Source organism: Mycobacterium sp. shizuoka-1 (genome assembly GCF_002723835.1).
Lineage (GTDB): Bacteria > Actinomycetota > Actinomycetes > Mycobacteriales > Mycobacteriaceae > Mycobacterium.
This window is the reverse complement of record NZ_BEWG01000136.1, coordinates 18,582-32,779: the sequence shown is the minus strand read 5'-3', so window position 1 is coordinate 32,779 and position 14,198 is coordinate 18,582. Positions and strand designations below refer to the sequence as shown.

The following is a 14,198-nucleotide window of genomic DNA, read 5'->3' as shown; positions in this document are numbered from 1 at the left end:
ACCCCAGCCAGTAACACCACAGGAATCGATAACGCACCTGGCGCTGGCGCTTCCAACGATCAGGGCCTGACCAATGCAACCGGCGTCGACAATGCCCCGGGCACCGCGGCAGCCACCCCAGCCAGTAACACCACAGGAATTGACGCTGCGCCCGGCGCCGCATCGGCTGTCCCCGCGGCATCGACGAGTCCCGGGGGGATGCCACCGTCGTCGCCGTCAGCTACCGGGCCTTCGACACCGACAAGCGCCGCATCCGGTGGAGCGAGCGGATCGCCTACTGCAGTTGGAAGCGGCTCCCCAAGTCAGTCGGGCGAATCGCTTGCGCCCGCATCCTCTTCGGCGGGTGGTTCCTCGTCGGCATCCCCGTCGACTACGGGATCGCCGACTTCAGGACCGGCGCAATCGACCGCGCCGGACGCTGCAGCAACGCCTTCAAGTAACGCACCAGCATCTAGTGGAACAACCACCGCGCAGCCTGCTACGAGTTCACCCGCTGCTGGGGTTGCTCCGATGTCGGGTGTGGTGTCGTCGGCGGCTGCGGCCGGCGGTGCGCCAAGTTCTGCGCTACCTCCGGTGAGCGCGGCAGCCAGCCCTATCGCGTCGGCAGCGGCAGGTGCGGTTCCGGCCCCGCCACCCGTGCCGCCACCGGCGCCGGCTGCCCCGTTGTCTCCGGTATCGCCGGGAAGCTCACTGGCCCCGCCCCCTCCTGCTGCGGCGGTTCCTCCTCCGCCTGCGCCCGGTGTGCATGCTCCAGCGGCGCCCGGCCCCGGACCAGTCGCTCCGACACCGCCGCAGCCAGCCCACCCGGGCAGCTCGCCGTCGACATCGGCGACTCCGCCACAAAATGCAGCGGCATCACCGTCACAGTCAACGCAGCAGGGACAACCGGATGGCCCGACTACAGCCGACCGTGGTGGGGCCGCGGCTCCTCTTGTACCGCTCGGTAGTGCGCAGGATCCGGTAATCGCGCCTGCTTTCCTCGCCCCCGTGGCGCCGTCTGGTCCCGCGCACACTTTCGACGAGGACCTGGCCGCAGTCCGTGTCCTCATTGAGTCCACTGGCGGCTTTCCTCACGTGAACTGGGCTGGGGGAACCGTGGTCGCCGGCGGGCGCAAGCTGATCGTGGTCACGACCGACCGGGGACGCGGATGGATGCCAGCCGGCACCATCCTTCCCGCCAACGTCGAGCTGCCCTGGCTGCATCCGGCATCGTCTCGCTGGGAAGGCCTGTTCGATCCGGCGCGCGTAATTGTTGAGTACGCAGCCGCAGTCGGCGGCGCACTCACTGCGCTCGCATCGACACAATTCAGCGCCCCCCGCGGCGCCGGCAACGTCCCGTTCGTGCCCGTGATTGACCCGAGCGCGCACCCTCATCCTGAGCTTCTGGGCACTGTGCCACTTCTGCGTGGCGACACCGCCACTCGATCGACCTTGCAGGTCGATCCTGACCTGCTCGCGAAGATGCGCGCCGTAGCCAACGAGGAGAGTAAGCAGCGCGAGCGGGCAATCGGGTGCACCTACAGAGCTGTCGAACATGCCGACTCAATTTCAGGCGGGGCGGTAACGCATGCCGGAACGTGCCGTCGCATCCTCGATCAGATCAACGCTCACCCGGAACACAACCCGCGTCGAATCGACCACCAGCTGCACCCATTGTGGGATCAACTGGAGGCCGAACACAGCACCCTGCTCGATCGAGAGCGCGCCGCCCGCGCAGACGTGCGCGGCATTCCGGTCGGCAATCTGGATACCGCTGGCGCCCCCGAATACCGGGCACAGCTCGCACACACCTATGCAGCCGAAGCCGTCCTCGGGCTGCGCAGCTCCGACGCTGCCACTGCCCTGGAAAACGCCGTGTACTACATGGACGCTCTCGGGCGTTATCTCCATGACGAGCGCCAGAAGGCAGTGTGAACACCGCACGGCCGATACTCGACCCCGCGCACGTCGCGCGCATCGAGGTGGCCTACTCCGCGCACCTGCACGCGCTTCACGCCGCGTTCGGTATCACCCCGATCATCGTCGACTACGACTACGATTACGACCGCGACTACGTAGACCTCCCCGGCCCACCGCGGACTCTCCAATTCCGCGCGCCATTGGAAGGCGGGTTGGTTGTCGAGGCCTACGAGAACACCCAGGGTCTCGGTAGCGGCTTGTTCTGTCCTCGCGGTGATGAAGTGGGTGGGTGGGCCGTCACGGTCGCGCGCTGGGAAGCCGTCGACCAACGTGCTCCCTACGCGCGCAGCTGCCCGCCAAGAATCGGACTCGGGTTGTCGGCTATCTCGTGGGGGCAGTCAGGCGATCGCAGCCCTTGTGGCCTCGCCCAGGCCGTCGGGACTGCCATCCACTCAGCCGCCGAATCACACCCCATTTAAGCGTCCAATGACGCGCTCCATACGACACGACTCAAACCTGCAATGTGTGTATTTACACACACACGTACACACATATGTAACCATGCGTGTACTTACCCTCACGGGTGATTTCACACATGCTGGAATGACTGCTCACACACATGATTACCTGCGTTAATGCTTACAAGCACGCTCTCCGTCAAGGGATTTACGCTGCCCTTATCGCTCCGCTGCACGGTCAGCGTACCCACCTTGTCAAGGTGATGGCTTCATTGGCAGGTCAGACGGCGTGTCGATGTTCGGAAAAGCAACCCAGAAGTTAGAGCGTGTCGCGCGTGACTAATACAGTTTCTAAGGTTTGAGTGTGCGGTATGGGTCAACGGCACAAGGGATCGCGGGTCCTTGTCATCGCTCCGGTGGTGGCGGGCGTGCGCGATGGCATCGACAAGCTGTCGGCTGAAACTGGCGTCGAGCGCTCCACACTCTTGGCCGACGCCGCGGCCGGCCTGGTCGGCCGCGCGGATCTCATCGAGTCTGTTCGCTTCGACATCAACCCACCCGCCGAATGGCCACTAGGCGGCGATGAGGGCCCGCGGGCCTTGCCGGGGTGTCTGACAATCGCGTCCAGACTTCCTGCGCCCGTCTGCGTGGGCCTGGAGCAGATCGTGGCCCAGATCGGCGCCAGGCGAACGACGCTGCTTGGCGACTTGGCGGCAGCTGTGATCGGACGGCCTGATCTGGCCCGCCGGCCTCATATTGCTCGCCTGATCCTCGGGGAAGCCCCCGCTTCCCCCGTCTTCGACGACGGGAGGTTGCAGCTGGCGATGTGACGATTCTTCGCACCTATTGGTGCGGTCTTCACACATCTGAATAGCTCGGGTGCGAGGTAGCACCACCAGGCTTTGAGATAGTCCAGAAATTTTCGAAGCCCCCGGCGGGAACCAGGGGCTTCGGGGTCGATCTCAAGTTATCGAGTCGAGTTGGTAGCTCGGCTCGGGTGGGGCTGGCACCCCATTCCCCGAAGGGACATGTCTTGACGGACAGGTCTCACGGTAGCGCATGTCCTGTATCAGGTACACCGGGGCGCGCAAATCGTGACATTCAATTTTCGTCCCGCGCGGTTCGTGCTGCACGAGCTGCGGAACGGACTCAGGCGCGGCGTGCGCGGCGTGAGTGGATCGTGCGCGCTGGGTGCGCGCCGGCCACAACTCCGATGTGGACCAGTCGTGCGGGCTGGCTCGACGAGCTGGGCGCGTGGGCCGACACCGAGGTCGGCCGTGCGGCGTGTGCGCGCAAGGTGCGCGCGTCACTGCTGCTGCGCGTGGCCGCGGCTCTGGCCGCTCACGCCGATCACAGCACCGGACGACACTGCGCCGTCACCAACACCGTCGTCGCTAAGACCGCGGGCTGCACGGCGCGCACCGTCAGCACCGTGCGCGCCGTGCTCCGCGAAGCGGGTTTCGCCGTCGAGGTGCATCGCGGAACCGGCTCGGCGGCGGCGCCACAATCAGCGCGCCGGCCCTCGGTGTGGCATCTGGTGAGCCGCCGGGTGCCTGTGGATAACCGCGCTGTTTTCCACCTACCGCCATCCCGTAGGGATAGGCGGTCTTCTCTCGTTGGTAACACCTCACCAAGCACGCGCAAGCGCGCGCCGAAAACGAAAGATCCCTCCAAGAAACAACCGCAGCGAGCCCGGCGCTACGCGCCGAGGCCGCTGCACGTACAGCAGCTCGCCGCCGGCGTCATGGCCCGCAGCCGTGGTCTGTCCCACGTGCATACGGGGCACATCTGCGACGCACTGACCCGCTCCGGTCTCGACTTGGACACCTGGACTGCACGGGCAATCACCGACGCTCTCGACGCCGACATGCGCACTCGCGGCTGGTCGTGGCCGGACCGTATCGAGCGCCCGGGACCGTTCCTGGCATCCCGGCTACGACGACTGCCGGTGCGCCCCTGCGGGGCGCCCCGAGGCGGCGTGACCGCCGCCAGCCTGGACAGCAGCGCGACACCGAGTGGGGCCGTATCCGTTCTGCCCTCACCAGTGCACGACACCAGCCCAGAACCGATCTCGGTGCCGGCCAGCGCCAGCCACCGGGCCGCCGCTATGGAGTACTTCCGACTGCATCGATCGAAGAAACCGGGAATCTGAGATGAACACCCACGCGCCCAGAAATGCCCGGAAAATCACCCGCCCGCACGGTCCGTGGCGTCCGGTGCGACCGCTCACCGGACCGATCGACAGACCACCTACGCGACCCCCGTGGCGGCGGTTAGCGTGGTCGCTGCGATGACGAATGCACGGGTCTGCGACCGGTTCCAAGTCCTACTGGACTTCGACGGCCTGCTGATCGACATGGAGCCGTTTGCCTTCGAGTTAGGTACCTCAGGCAGGGATCGCTGGAGTCGATTCTTGGCGCACACGGCCGAGGCCGCCCCCATCGTCGAAGGCGTTGAGCTGGTCGCAGCGCTGCGCCGAATCCGGTGGCGCTACTCGATCTCCACGACCAGGCCGGCCGCGGTGCGAGCGGTTCAACCGACCCCGCCCAAAACGTTCGTGGATCACCGCCCATCGATTCGCTCATGGACGCGTACGCATCTGCCGTTGCAGCCCACCAATATCTTTCTGCGTCGTGGTGCCGGCGCCGCGGAGGCCTGCAAAGCCGAGCACTTCTTCACCACCGCTACTGCTCTCCCCAAGAGACAGATGGCCGCCCTGTTCGTCGATGACGAACCCGCCGTAGTCGATGCACTCGCCGAGGAACTACCGGCGCTGCACATCAGCGACCTCGCGGGACTTTCCGACGCCGACCTAGCCGCCACACTGCACTACAGCGCTGCCGCAGCCGAACCACTACACCGCAACCATGCAGACCAAGTAGCAGCACCCGGATAGGACTCCGAAGCCCCGCTATCGCCGATAGCGCGTCCCTCGGCTGGAGATTGAGTTCAGGCGCGCTTCCGCGGTCGGCGGACCACGATATGTGCGTAGCGCTTGTAGACACCGTTATCGGTGATGCCCAGGGCGGCGGCGAGTTCGGCAACGGATGCCCCGCGCTCGAAAGCGTCCTTCACGGCGGGGGAGGGATCGACGACGACGCCGGCCACAAGGCTCAGGGTCAGCAGTGCCCAGTGCTTCTCGAAGTACGAAAGCCGCTCGTAGCGCGGATCGTTGGTGTCGCGGGCGGATAACACGGAGACGATCGACGCGGCGTCATCGTCACCACTGGCTGGACCATCGATGAGTCGCTGGGCGGCAACCAGGCGGGCCTTATCCAGCGCCGCGGCAGCGATGTGGCCACGCTCGGCATGGGCCTCGTCAGCTGGCAATTCGTGAAACGCCACTTCCGGATCATACGGCCGAGATTGGAGACCAGGAGGGACCGCAGCCATAGAACCTCCCATCGAAAATTGACTTGACTACATAAAAAATTGGAATAGAGTCAAATTAAACTTTGACGAGGGGAGTGAGTCGCATGGCGAAGCGGACACGGCTGCGGATTCAGGAGGCGTGCGATGACCTGTACTGCGACCCGGATGACGCGGCGGCTGCGGGCCGGTTGCGACAGCTGCTGGGTCGGGTGCCGACGGCGTCCTCCAACGGTGTCGGCGCGCACGTCGGTGTGGTGTCTCGTGCGTCGTGGCGGCGGCTGGTGAAGATCGCGTGCGACGAGCTGCATGACGACCCTGGCGATGATGACGCTCGGGACCGGCTGTTGCTGCTGCTGGCCGCCGGTGACGGCGGCCTGGCCCCCGCGGTGGCCTGACGATGGTCGTGTTGGCGGGCTGGTATCCCGAACCGACCGCAGCTGCGGCGTATCGATTTTGGGACGGCCGGCAGTGGACGTCCGCAGTCGCTACCGCTCCGGTGGCCGCGGTGCCGCTGGCGGTCGCGCCGCATCGCGACTGGTGTCAACGGCACCCGGCGTGGACGACGCTGATCGTGTTCTGGGTCGCGTGCATGATCTGGCAGTGGGAGTGGCTGGTGCCGGTGGCGGCAGTCGCTGTCACCGTCGTGGCCGGGTGGCGGTGGGTTCGGCGCCGCCGCGCACGGCTGGCCGCTGACGCCGATCGCCAGAATGCGTGGGCGTTGGCCGGCGATGAGCGGGGTGTCTTCGGGGACTTTCTTCCGGTTGCGGCGACGGAAAACCGGTGATCACCCGGTACTCACCAAGCGTGTGCCGATCGAGTCGTGAGCCGGGCGGGCCCCGCCGCTGCTCGGGCCACCAGCGCGCCCGCTACCAGTCCTCGGTGGCGCTGGTCGCCGCGGCGGAGCACGACCAGGACCGGCTGCGCGCCCTGCTCGCGGCACCACCCCCGCCGTCCCCGGCCGGCTTGGACCCCCGGCGCCGAATGGAGTTGCGGCGGTGCGGTATCCGCGCCTTCGGCGCCGAGTCGGCCGCAGATTTCCCAGTCATCGCCGAGCGGGCTGGTGATCCGGAGGCGTGGGGGTTTTACACCAACCGGCGGGGCCGGATAGAGACCTGGCAGGACCACGATGCTAACGATTTCCTCGACGATATGCCGGAGGCTGATCGGGACGCCCTCACCGCCTACACCGCCGGCTGGTCGCCGGAGATGAATCGCGCGGTGACCGGCGATGAGCCCCCGCCGGTCGATCCCGAGGCCCGGGAGATGGCCGATCGAGTGGTGTCGGTGTTGACCCAGTTCGATGAATATGCGCGCGCCGATCGCCGGCCGGCGGCCACGGTGCTGCGCGGTGTTCCGATGCCGCCAGGGTGGAACGACCAGCGAGAGCTGTTCGACACGGTGTATCCGGTCGGTGCGCGGGTGGACCTGGGGCAGATCGCCAGCACGTCGCACAACACGGCCGTGGCGCTGGAGTTCGCCGATGAGGAGCAGGCCTACATCATGGTGATCCAGTCTCGGGCAGCGCTGCCCATCCGGTCGGTATCGGCCAACCCGGCCGAAGACGAGTCGATTCTGGGGCCGGCGCAGCGGCTGCGGGTGGTGCACGTCGACCCACAGGGACACGCCACCGCCGGCAGGCCGGCGGTCTATCTGGTCGCCGAGGATCTGGTGGCCGCCGCACAAGCTCGCGCCGGCGCGGTGCGGGCGTCAGCGTGAAAGGACACCATCGGGATATGGATGCCACACCGACGTCAGCTGTGCTGACCCGCGCCCAGCTCGATCTGCTCGCCGAGCGCGTCGACGCGGGCGCGGACCCGCACGGCCTGGCGTTGTGGATTTCGCGGATCACCGCGACCGGCGCGTTGAGTGTCGAGACGATCCGGGCCGCCGCCGAGGACCTCAAGCTCGGCTATGACGACGGCTGGTATGCCGCCGCTGATGCCGCCGAGCGTTCACCGTCGTGAGCGAAGAGGTCGCCGTGCCGGCGGGCATGACCGCGCTGCTCTACCCGGAGTGGGCCAGCGCGGCCGACCCGGACATTCCTCGCCAGCTCACCGCAGTCGCGGTGCGGCTCTACGAGCTGTTCGGCAGCGGCGATCCCGCCGCCAGTGCGCTTCCGGAGTTCCCGTTCAGCACGGCCACCGGCCAGGGTTCGGGCATCGACGCCTATGACAACCTCAAGCGGGACTTCCAGCGCATCGAATCCGAGTTCGACGCTGCGGCACAGGCATTCAAGAGTGCGGTGCACGATTCGGCGTATCGAACGCGCGCCGGCCGCGACGCGATCAACAACGCGATCGCGATGTTCAACTCCACCGCCGAAGCGCTCGACAGCGATGACTGGGACGGACTGTTGCAGGCCGAGTCCACGATGCTGGCCACGGTCAAAACCGAAGTGAACAACGCGGCCCAATCCGAACCGGTACCCCTGCCGCCCGGTATCGACTATTCGCAGGGCATGCCGTTGCCCGGCATCGACACTCCGCCGCCGGGGACACCGCCGGCGGCTACGGCCAAGGAACCGAAACCGGGCTCAGGCGTCCTGGCTGACCTGCTGTCCACCCTCGGCGGCGGCGCTCCGCTGCTCGGCACCGGCGGCGGCCTACCGATGGGCGGCAACCCGATGGCCGGGCTGGGGGGCCTCATGCCACAGAACGCAGGAGCACCGGGAATGCCCGCAGGGGGCCGGGCAAGCTCACCACTATCGGCGCGCGCAGATGCGGTCGAGCCGCTGATCCCCCTGGACGCGGTAGGGGACGATGACGACACCGCGGCGCCGATCGCGCCGCTGAACCCAGGTCCGCAGAACCCGCCGCCGCCAGCGCCCGCCGCACCCGCTGAAGCGGCGGGCACGGAGCCTGAACAGCCCGGGGGTGCCGCCGCCGCGCACACCGTGACTCTCCCGGACGGCGCGACGGCGGAAGCGCCCAACAAGCAGGCCGCCGAGGCCGCCCAGAACGCCATCAACACGGCCTCACCAGGTGGCGATGCCGCACAGAAGGCCTACAGCCCGACCGGGCTGCAACTGCCCGAAGAGGGCAAGAACCTCGGCGCCAAGGTCGACCCTGCCGACATGGCGCCGGGGGACGTGCTGAAGTGGCAGGACAAGACCATGGTCGCGGTCGCGCCGGATCTGGTCGCTGACCCAACCCAGCCCGGCGTGACCCACACACTCGAGGACGTCCTGAAAGACCAACGCGGCTTTCAGGGAGTGTTCCGGCCCACCGCTGCCGCACCACCTACCGCTGCGGCCGCACCGCCGCCAGGAGCGGCTCCGCGGTCTGAGGTTCCGCCGGCGCCCAGCGCCACGGTCCCTCAGCCAGCACCACCATCCCCGTACGAAAACCTGCTCTGAGCAGCACCGCACCGAACACCTGCCGGAGTACGTGACACGAAAAACGGCAACCGGTCCGCCTCGGGCGGCGCTGTTCTGCACCCTCGTTTTCTACGGTTTGAGGCATGGACGGAAATACGCCCGCAGAACGTGTCGGAGGCGAGGCCTGTGCACCGTGGGTGGCTAGCGTGCTCGACATGCCAGCACAAGCATGGGTCACGCTGATCGTCGGTCTGATCGCCATCGCCGGTGTGCTGATCACCTGGCGGCAGAAGAACACCGCCGATCGGCGTAGTGAGTGGTGGCGGCGCCTGGCGTGGGCCTATGAACGTGTCTTCAGTGACGACCCGGCTGAGCAAGAGCTGGGATGGGAACTGATCAATGTGCTGGTTGCTTCACCGCTCGCAACCAAGGACGATTCGGATATCGTTCAAGTAGTGGGTGAACTCATCGCCCGCAGTGCCGCCGCAGAGGAGGGTGACGATGGCGAAGCAGTGGCCCTCGAAGAACCCTCAGGGGACCAAGACGACGAAAACCCCACCGGCAGGCAAGACCTATAGCCTGTCCGTGCGCAAGGCTGCGGCCCGGGCCGCGGTCACCGCGAGCAAGAAGACCGGCCGTCCTGTCGATCCCCGCGTCGCCAAGCTCGCCGACTCCTAAACCGCCCGATGGCCGACCCGTCCCAGGCCAACCGGAGGATGAAGACCGTCCGGTCGGCTCGGTGCAGCACCGAGCTGGAGGGGGCGAGCAGTACCGCCGCCACTCGGGCAGATCAGCTCGCTTACGTGCAAGGCACCATCACCGCCGCGCAGTTAGGTCACCGGGTACGCCAGCGGTACGGCGTCCGGTAGCTACCCAAGCCCTGGTGCTGTGCAGATCATGACCTCGCTCATGCAGGCGAATCACTGACAAGACAACTGGCATTGGTGCCGTCAATACCGTTGAACAGCAACGGGTGTCGTCGTCGCGAAAACCCCATCGGGTGGGCATTGTGCATCCCGAAACTTTCCGGCCGTGGTGAACTTTGTCAGCGGAGGCCGATAGGCTGAGGTCCGCCAAAGACTCAGCGCGCCGAAGGGGAGATCTCCCGTGGAGGATCCGATGCCGTGGACGGCGGCTGCACCCAACATGCAGTCGATCGCCTGGGGGTTGGACGCGGCCAACGCCGCCGAGGCTCGCAGCGCTGCCGAGATCAAAGCCGCCGTCATCATCGCCGTGGCGATCGTGGTGGCAGGGCTGCTGATCGCCGGCGCGATCCTGGTGGCCGCGTAATGGTCACGGTGATACACGGTGGCGCGAACACAAGTTTGGTTCACCGCTGACCTGCATATTGGGCACCGCCTCGTAGCCGGCCTGCGGGGCTTCGAGGATGATCCCGCGGGGCATGACGCCGAGCTGGCCCGGCGTTGGGACGCTCAGATCGCCGACACCGACGTGGTGTGGCTGCTCGGTGACATCTCCGGCGGAGGCCGGGGCAGCCAGCAGCGCGCCCTGGCGTGGCTCACCGCCCGACCCGGAACCAAGCACCTGATCGCCGGCAACCACGACAGCGTGCACCCGATGCATGAGGACGCCCACAAAGCGCTGCCCGCATATCTGGAGGTGTTCGCCTCGGTGCAGCAGTCGGCTCGACGCAAACTCGCCGGTCAACAGGTGTTGTTGTCTCATTTTCCCTACCTCGACGGCGCCGATTCGGGGGAGGGGCGAGCAGCTCGGCGTTTCGATCAGTGGCGGTTGCCCGACTGCGGGGCCTGGCTGCTGCACGGCCACACCCACAGCGCCAGCCGGCGCAGCGGACCGCGCGGTATCCATGTCGGCCTCGATGCCTGGGGGCTGACGCCGGTATCCATTGACCAGATCGCTCAAATCCTCGACAGCGCAACGGCATAAACACCACTGACCCTCAGGTATTACAACTGCAATACCTGATACATTCGCCCGTATGTCGGACGGTGGTGTCGAGACGCGGCAGGCGCGTTATATCCGCAACAGGGCGGCGCGCACCGCCTCGGACAGTTCGGCTCAGCGGCGGCCATGGTCCATCCCGGATGCGCGGGTCGCCCTGGACGTGACGTTGACCGTGCCGCAGGCCGCGGTGCAGGTCGGGCGCACGGCCAGTGCGGTGGAGTCGCTGCGGCGGCGCTGGCGGCTGGGACGCCTCCCTGATGCGTTGGCCGCGCACCTCCCGCCGCCGGTGCAGGGGGTCGAATGAGCGAGCACTGGGTCTACACCGGCGGGCAGAGCTATCTGGTCACCGGGGACGCCGGCGGCGAGCTCGACGACATCCTGGCGTGGATGGCCGCCGACCACGGCCGGCCGGCGCCAGTGGTGGCGTTGTCACGCCAGCAGGTGCTGACCCGCATCGCGCGCACCACCCTGCCGACCGGCTTCCCCGACCCGGACGTGGTGATCGGAGATCCCGACCGGGAAACCGGAGCCACCCGCGGGTGGCTGGAACAGACGGTGCAGCGCTGGGAGGACACCCACCTCGACACATCCGAAGCCGAAGACCCTCCCGCCGGCGCACCGGTGGGGGACACCGCTGCCGATGATGCCGGGGCCGGGTCGCAGACGCCGTGGACACCGAAGACGCGGGTGTGGGAAGAGCCGATCACCGCCGACGGGCGCATCGTGTTGATCACCAGCCGCGGTGTGGTCGCCCCCTCGGGAACGGTGCTGGCCGGACCGATGCCCGATGGCAGTGCGCTCGGCGCCCTGCTGGGGTGGCGCTGGCCCCGCAAACCCAAAGAGTTGCCGCAGCTGTGGCTGACCTACGAGGCGCTGGAGGCACTCGGGTTCCCCACCGACAGCGAGGCGCCGATCGATGCCGCCGCCACGGTCGCGCAACTGTTCCACGGTGACGTGTCGTGGTCACAATCCGGTTGGTTCACAGTCAAATTCGGTGGCGACGATGACGGCCAGGCCCGCAACGCACACGTGGTGTTGATCCCACTGCTCTACACAGATCCGCCGGCGCAGCGGCCCGGAGACATGGGGGTGGCCGGCTGGGAGGGCACCGCCACCGAGCTGCCCGAAGACGAAACCGCGGCGGTGCGACTGCTGGCCCAGCGGATGGTGTGGCTGTCCGGGATCGCCGAGGGGGTGGCGCCGGCCTCGCGGTGGGCCACGGTCGGCGCCCAGGTGCTCGACGCGGTGCGCCGCCGCGGACGCCAAGGCCAGAAGACCATCGAGGCCTGCCCGCTGCCCGCGCAGGTGGCCGTGGAGTCCGGCGGCCAGCTCGAACCGATCGTCGCACCCACCTGGGACCATCGCCCGCACCGCGCGATCGGCGACCAGATCGACGTCGAGGTCGACCAGCGCGCGGCCTATCTGGCCTCGGCGGTCCAGGTCGAACTGGGCCACGGCCCACCGCGAGAGCTGCAACGGATCTCCACGTCGGTGTTCGACGAGCAGAAGCCGCCGTTCGGGTTGTGGCGTATCTCGATGCCGGCGGCCGGAGATCTCGACGGGCTGACCAAGCGGCTGCCGCTGCCGCACCCGGCGATGCGATGGGATGCCCCGGTGACGGTGTGGGTCACCACCCGTGCGGTGCAGCATCTGAGCGCCCCGGTCGAACTCGGCGGCGCCGGGCTGAGTGTGGCCGAACTCGACATCGACGCCGCCTGGGTGTGGCCGCAGCAGGGACGGATGCTGCGCACCTGGGCGGATGTGTTGCGCGCCAAGCTGATCGAGGCTCGCGAGGCCGACCGCGAGGACTATCAGGACTTCGTCAAGGGCATCTACACCACGTATCTGGGGCGGATGAGCACCGACAAGTGGGGACCGCAGCAGCGCTCCCACCAGCAGCCCGCCTGGTATGCCGCCATTCGCGCCGACACCCGCTGGCGTGCCCTGCGCTACGCCCGACGCATCGCCGACACCCACGGCCTGTACCCGATCTCCGCCGAGCTGGACGCCTGGGTGTACCGGCTCGATCCCGATGTTGATCCGCAGATCCTGGCCGAGGACTCCACCGCCAACGGCAAGTACCGGGTCAAGTGGACCAGCGCCGACCCCGGTGAAGGCGCGCCGGCGTGAGGAAGATCCGTCTGGGCGGCTCAGCGCCGTCTAGCGGCCCGAACCCGGCAGCCCCGGCGGAATCGGCCCCACCGCAGCGCACGGCCGCGCCAGCAACGCGACAGGGGCCGGCGCGGGGGTTCGCCGCTGCCTTCCGGGATCTGGTGGACCGCAAGCTGCGCGAACTCACCGGACAACGCTGGGCCGGGTTGAGCGAGGCCCAGCGCCGCGCCGAGGCCGCCCGTCGTGGTGCCCGCGACATGGCGCGGCGCATCGAACGCGAGACCGGCCGACGCCCTGCAGAGAGCACCATCCGCCGCCACGCTGCCCGGGGCACCGCACCCAAAGGGGTCGACCAGGCCCGCGCCGACCGCCAAGCCGCCATTGACCGCGCTGGCGGCCTCAAGCCGTTCGCGGCGCGCGCCGGCATCAGCCAGCGCGCCGCCGGCCGGTGGCGCGACGCCGGCGGCACCTTGGCACCGCCGGCCGGGGCCACGGTGATCGTCGTCGAGTTCACCGTGATCGGCGACCTCTTCCACGCCGGCAAGCGCGGCCAGATCACCCCCGACTACGACCGCCAGCTCACCGGACAGCTGCACCTGTCCGGTGAGGACGCCGAGGTGTTCGTCACGGCCTACGCCATCGAGGACACCGAGACCCAGCGCGACCTACTCAGCGACCAGATCACCGTGCAGGTGCTTCCGGACTGGGGCGGCCGGCCCGGACGCACCATGACAGTCAAGGTCATCGAGGACATCCGCATCCACGACTAGGCCGCCGTGGTGGCCAGGTCGTGCATCGGGCGCGTGACGAGCGCTTCGATCAGGTCAACCAGCACCGCACCGATGGCGGGCAGAACCTCGGTGTGGCCGGTGAACATCGCCACGATGCACACCGCCAACCAGGACGCGACGATGACGACTACCGTGGTCAGCAGAAGCTTGAGCGCGGTCAGCAGACGAGAAGACATGCTTCCCCCTCACAGGGGTTGAAAGCGACGAGACGACCGTGGTCGTCCCCACCGCGACCCCATTGGCCCCGGTAACTCTTCCCGTGAGTCGGACCGTGTTTTACAGGTATGAGGTGCATCGAGGCTGGTCAGAGGCGTGCAACACCCC

20 protein-coding genes are annotated in these 14,198 nt (G+C 67.7%); 17 read left to right on the top strand and 3 right to left on the bottom strand.

What is annotated here, in order from left to right; translation table 11 throughout:
- Positions 1-592 precede the first annotated feature (592 nt).
- The gene (locus MSZK_RS30975) at positions 593-856 is read right to left on the bottom strand and encodes a hypothetical protein (protein ID WP_142390048.1); all 264 of its coding nucleotides are present in this window, start codon (positions 854-856) and stop codon (positions 593-595) included.
- Between the two features lie 131 nt (positions 857-987).
- Between MSZK_RS30975 and MSZK_RS30965 the strand changes: the two genes are divergently transcribed.
- The 5 genes from MSZK_RS30965 to MSZK_RS30945 all read left to right on the top strand — a co-directional run bounded on the left by MSZK_RS30965 (position 988) and on the right by MSZK_RS30945 (position 5,253).
- Positions 988-1,914: a hypothetical protein gene (locus MSZK_RS30965; protein WP_142390047.1), complete on the top strand. Its 927-nt coding sequence runs from the start codon at positions 988-990 to the stop codon at positions 1,912-1,914.
- Positions 1,911-2,378 (top strand): hypothetical protein, encoded by a 468-nt coding sequence (locus MSZK_RS30960; protein ID WP_099252337.1) that lies wholly within the window; start codon positions 1,911-1,913, stop codon positions 2,376-2,378. The genes MSZK_RS30965 and MSZK_RS30960 overlap by 4 nt, the downstream gene beginning before the upstream one ends.
- 350 nt (positions 2,379-2,728) lie before the next feature.
- On the top strand, positions 2,729-3,187 hold the full coding sequence (locus MSZK_RS30955) for a hypothetical protein (RefSeq protein WP_142390046.1): 459 nt from the start codon (positions 2,729-2,731) through the stop codon (positions 3,185-3,187).
- Between the two features lie 383 nt (positions 3,188-3,570).
- Positions 3,571-4,509, top strand: a complete 939-nt coding sequence (locus MSZK_RS30950; RefSeq protein ID WP_233211613.1) for a hypothetical protein — start codon at positions 3,571-3,573, stop codon at positions 4,507-4,509.
- Positions 4,510-4,635: 126 nt separating this feature from the next.
- On the top strand, positions 4,636-5,253 hold the full coding sequence (locus MSZK_RS30945) for a hypothetical protein (RefSeq protein ID WP_142390045.1): 618 nt from the start codon (positions 4,636-4,638) through the stop codon (positions 5,251-5,253).
- A 53-nt stretch (positions 5,254-5,306) separates the two neighbouring features.
- Here MSZK_RS30945 and MSZK_RS30940 read toward each other — a convergent pair whose 3' ends face one another.
- Positions 5,307-5,702 (bottom strand): hypothetical protein, encoded by a 396-nt coding sequence (locus tag MSZK_RS30940; RefSeq protein WP_099252333.1) that lies wholly within the window; start codon positions 5,700-5,702, stop codon positions 5,307-5,309.
- 131 nt (positions 5,703-5,833) lie between these two features.
- On the opposite strand from MSZK_RS30940, the gene MSZK_RS30935 reads away from it, so the two are divergent.
- The 12 genes from MSZK_RS30935 (at position 5,834) to MSZK_RS30880 (ending at position 13,853) form a co-directional block, all read left to right on the top strand.
- A complete protein-coding gene (locus MSZK_RS30935; RefSeq protein ID WP_099252332.1) occupies positions 5,834-6,124 on the top strand; it encodes a hypothetical protein in 291 nt (96 codons plus the stop codon).
- Between the two features lie 2 nt (positions 6,125-6,126).
- Positions 6,127-6,513, top strand: coding sequence for a DUF2510 domain-containing protein (locus MSZK_RS30930; protein ID WP_099252331.1), 387 nt, complete (start codon positions 6,127-6,129; stop codon positions 6,511-6,513).
- A gap of 20 nt (positions 6,514-6,533) precedes the next feature.
- The gene (locus tag MSZK_RS30925) at positions 6,534-7,445 is read left to right on the top strand and encodes a hypothetical protein (RefSeq protein ID WP_142390044.1); all 912 of its coding nucleotides are present in this window, start codon (positions 6,534-6,536) and stop codon (positions 7,443-7,445) included.
- Positions 7,446-7,462: 17 nt separating this feature from the next.
- Positions 7,463-7,693 carry a hypothetical protein gene (locus MSZK_RS30920; RefSeq protein ID WP_099252329.1) on the top strand — a complete coding sequence of 77 codons (231 nt, stop codon included), beginning with the start codon at positions 7,463-7,465 and terminating at the stop codon, positions 7,691-7,693.
- Entirely contained in the window at positions 7,690-9,084 is a 1,395-nt protein-coding gene (locus MSZK_RS30915; protein ID WP_099252328.1) for a hypothetical protein, read from the top strand. The genes MSZK_RS30920 and MSZK_RS30915 overlap by 4 nt, the downstream gene beginning before the upstream one ends.
- 104 nt (positions 9,085-9,188) lie before the next feature.
- Positions 9,189-9,623, top strand: a complete 435-nt coding sequence (locus tag MSZK_RS33330) for a hypothetical protein (protein WP_233211612.1) — start codon at positions 9,189-9,191, stop codon at positions 9,621-9,623.
- 108 nt (positions 9,624-9,731) lie between these two features.
- Positions 9,732-9,914 (top strand): antitoxin VbhA family protein, encoded by a 183-nt coding sequence (locus MSZK_RS30905; RefSeq protein WP_099252327.1) that lies wholly within the window; start codon positions 9,732-9,734, stop codon positions 9,912-9,914.
- A gap of 238 nt (positions 9,915-10,152) precedes the next feature.
- Entirely contained in the window at positions 10,153-10,335 is a 183-nt protein-coding gene (locus tag MSZK_RS30900; protein WP_099252326.1) for a hypothetical protein, read from the top strand.
- 18 nt (positions 10,336-10,353) lie between these two features.
- Complete coding sequence (locus MSZK_RS30895) at positions 10,354-10,953, top strand: metallophosphoesterase (RefSeq protein WP_099252325.1); 600 nt, start codon at positions 10,354-10,356, stop codon at positions 10,951-10,953.
- A 52-nt stretch (positions 10,954-11,005) separates the two neighbouring features.
- Entirely contained in the window at positions 11,006-11,275 is a 270-nt protein-coding gene (locus tag MSZK_RS30890; RefSeq protein WP_099252324.1) for a hypothetical protein, read from the top strand.
- A complete protein-coding gene (locus MSZK_RS30885; RefSeq protein WP_099252323.1) occupies positions 11,272-13,101 on the top strand; it encodes a hypothetical protein in 1,830 nt (609 codons plus the stop codon). The genes MSZK_RS30890 and MSZK_RS30885 overlap by 4 nt, the downstream gene beginning before the upstream one ends.
- Positions 13,098-13,853, top strand: coding sequence for a hypothetical protein (locus tag MSZK_RS30880; protein ID WP_142390043.1), 756 nt, complete (start codon positions 13,098-13,100; stop codon positions 13,851-13,853). The genes MSZK_RS30885 and MSZK_RS30880 overlap by 4 nt, the downstream gene beginning before the upstream one ends.
- Here MSZK_RS30880 and MSZK_RS30875 read toward each other — a convergent pair.
- Complete coding sequence (locus MSZK_RS30875; protein ID WP_099252321.1) at positions 13,850-14,050, bottom strand: hypothetical protein; 201 nt, start codon at positions 14,048-14,050, stop codon at positions 13,850-13,852. The two genes, MSZK_RS30880 and MSZK_RS30875, sit on opposite strands and share 4 nt — an antisense overlap.
- Positions 14,051-14,198 lie beyond the last annotated feature (148 nt).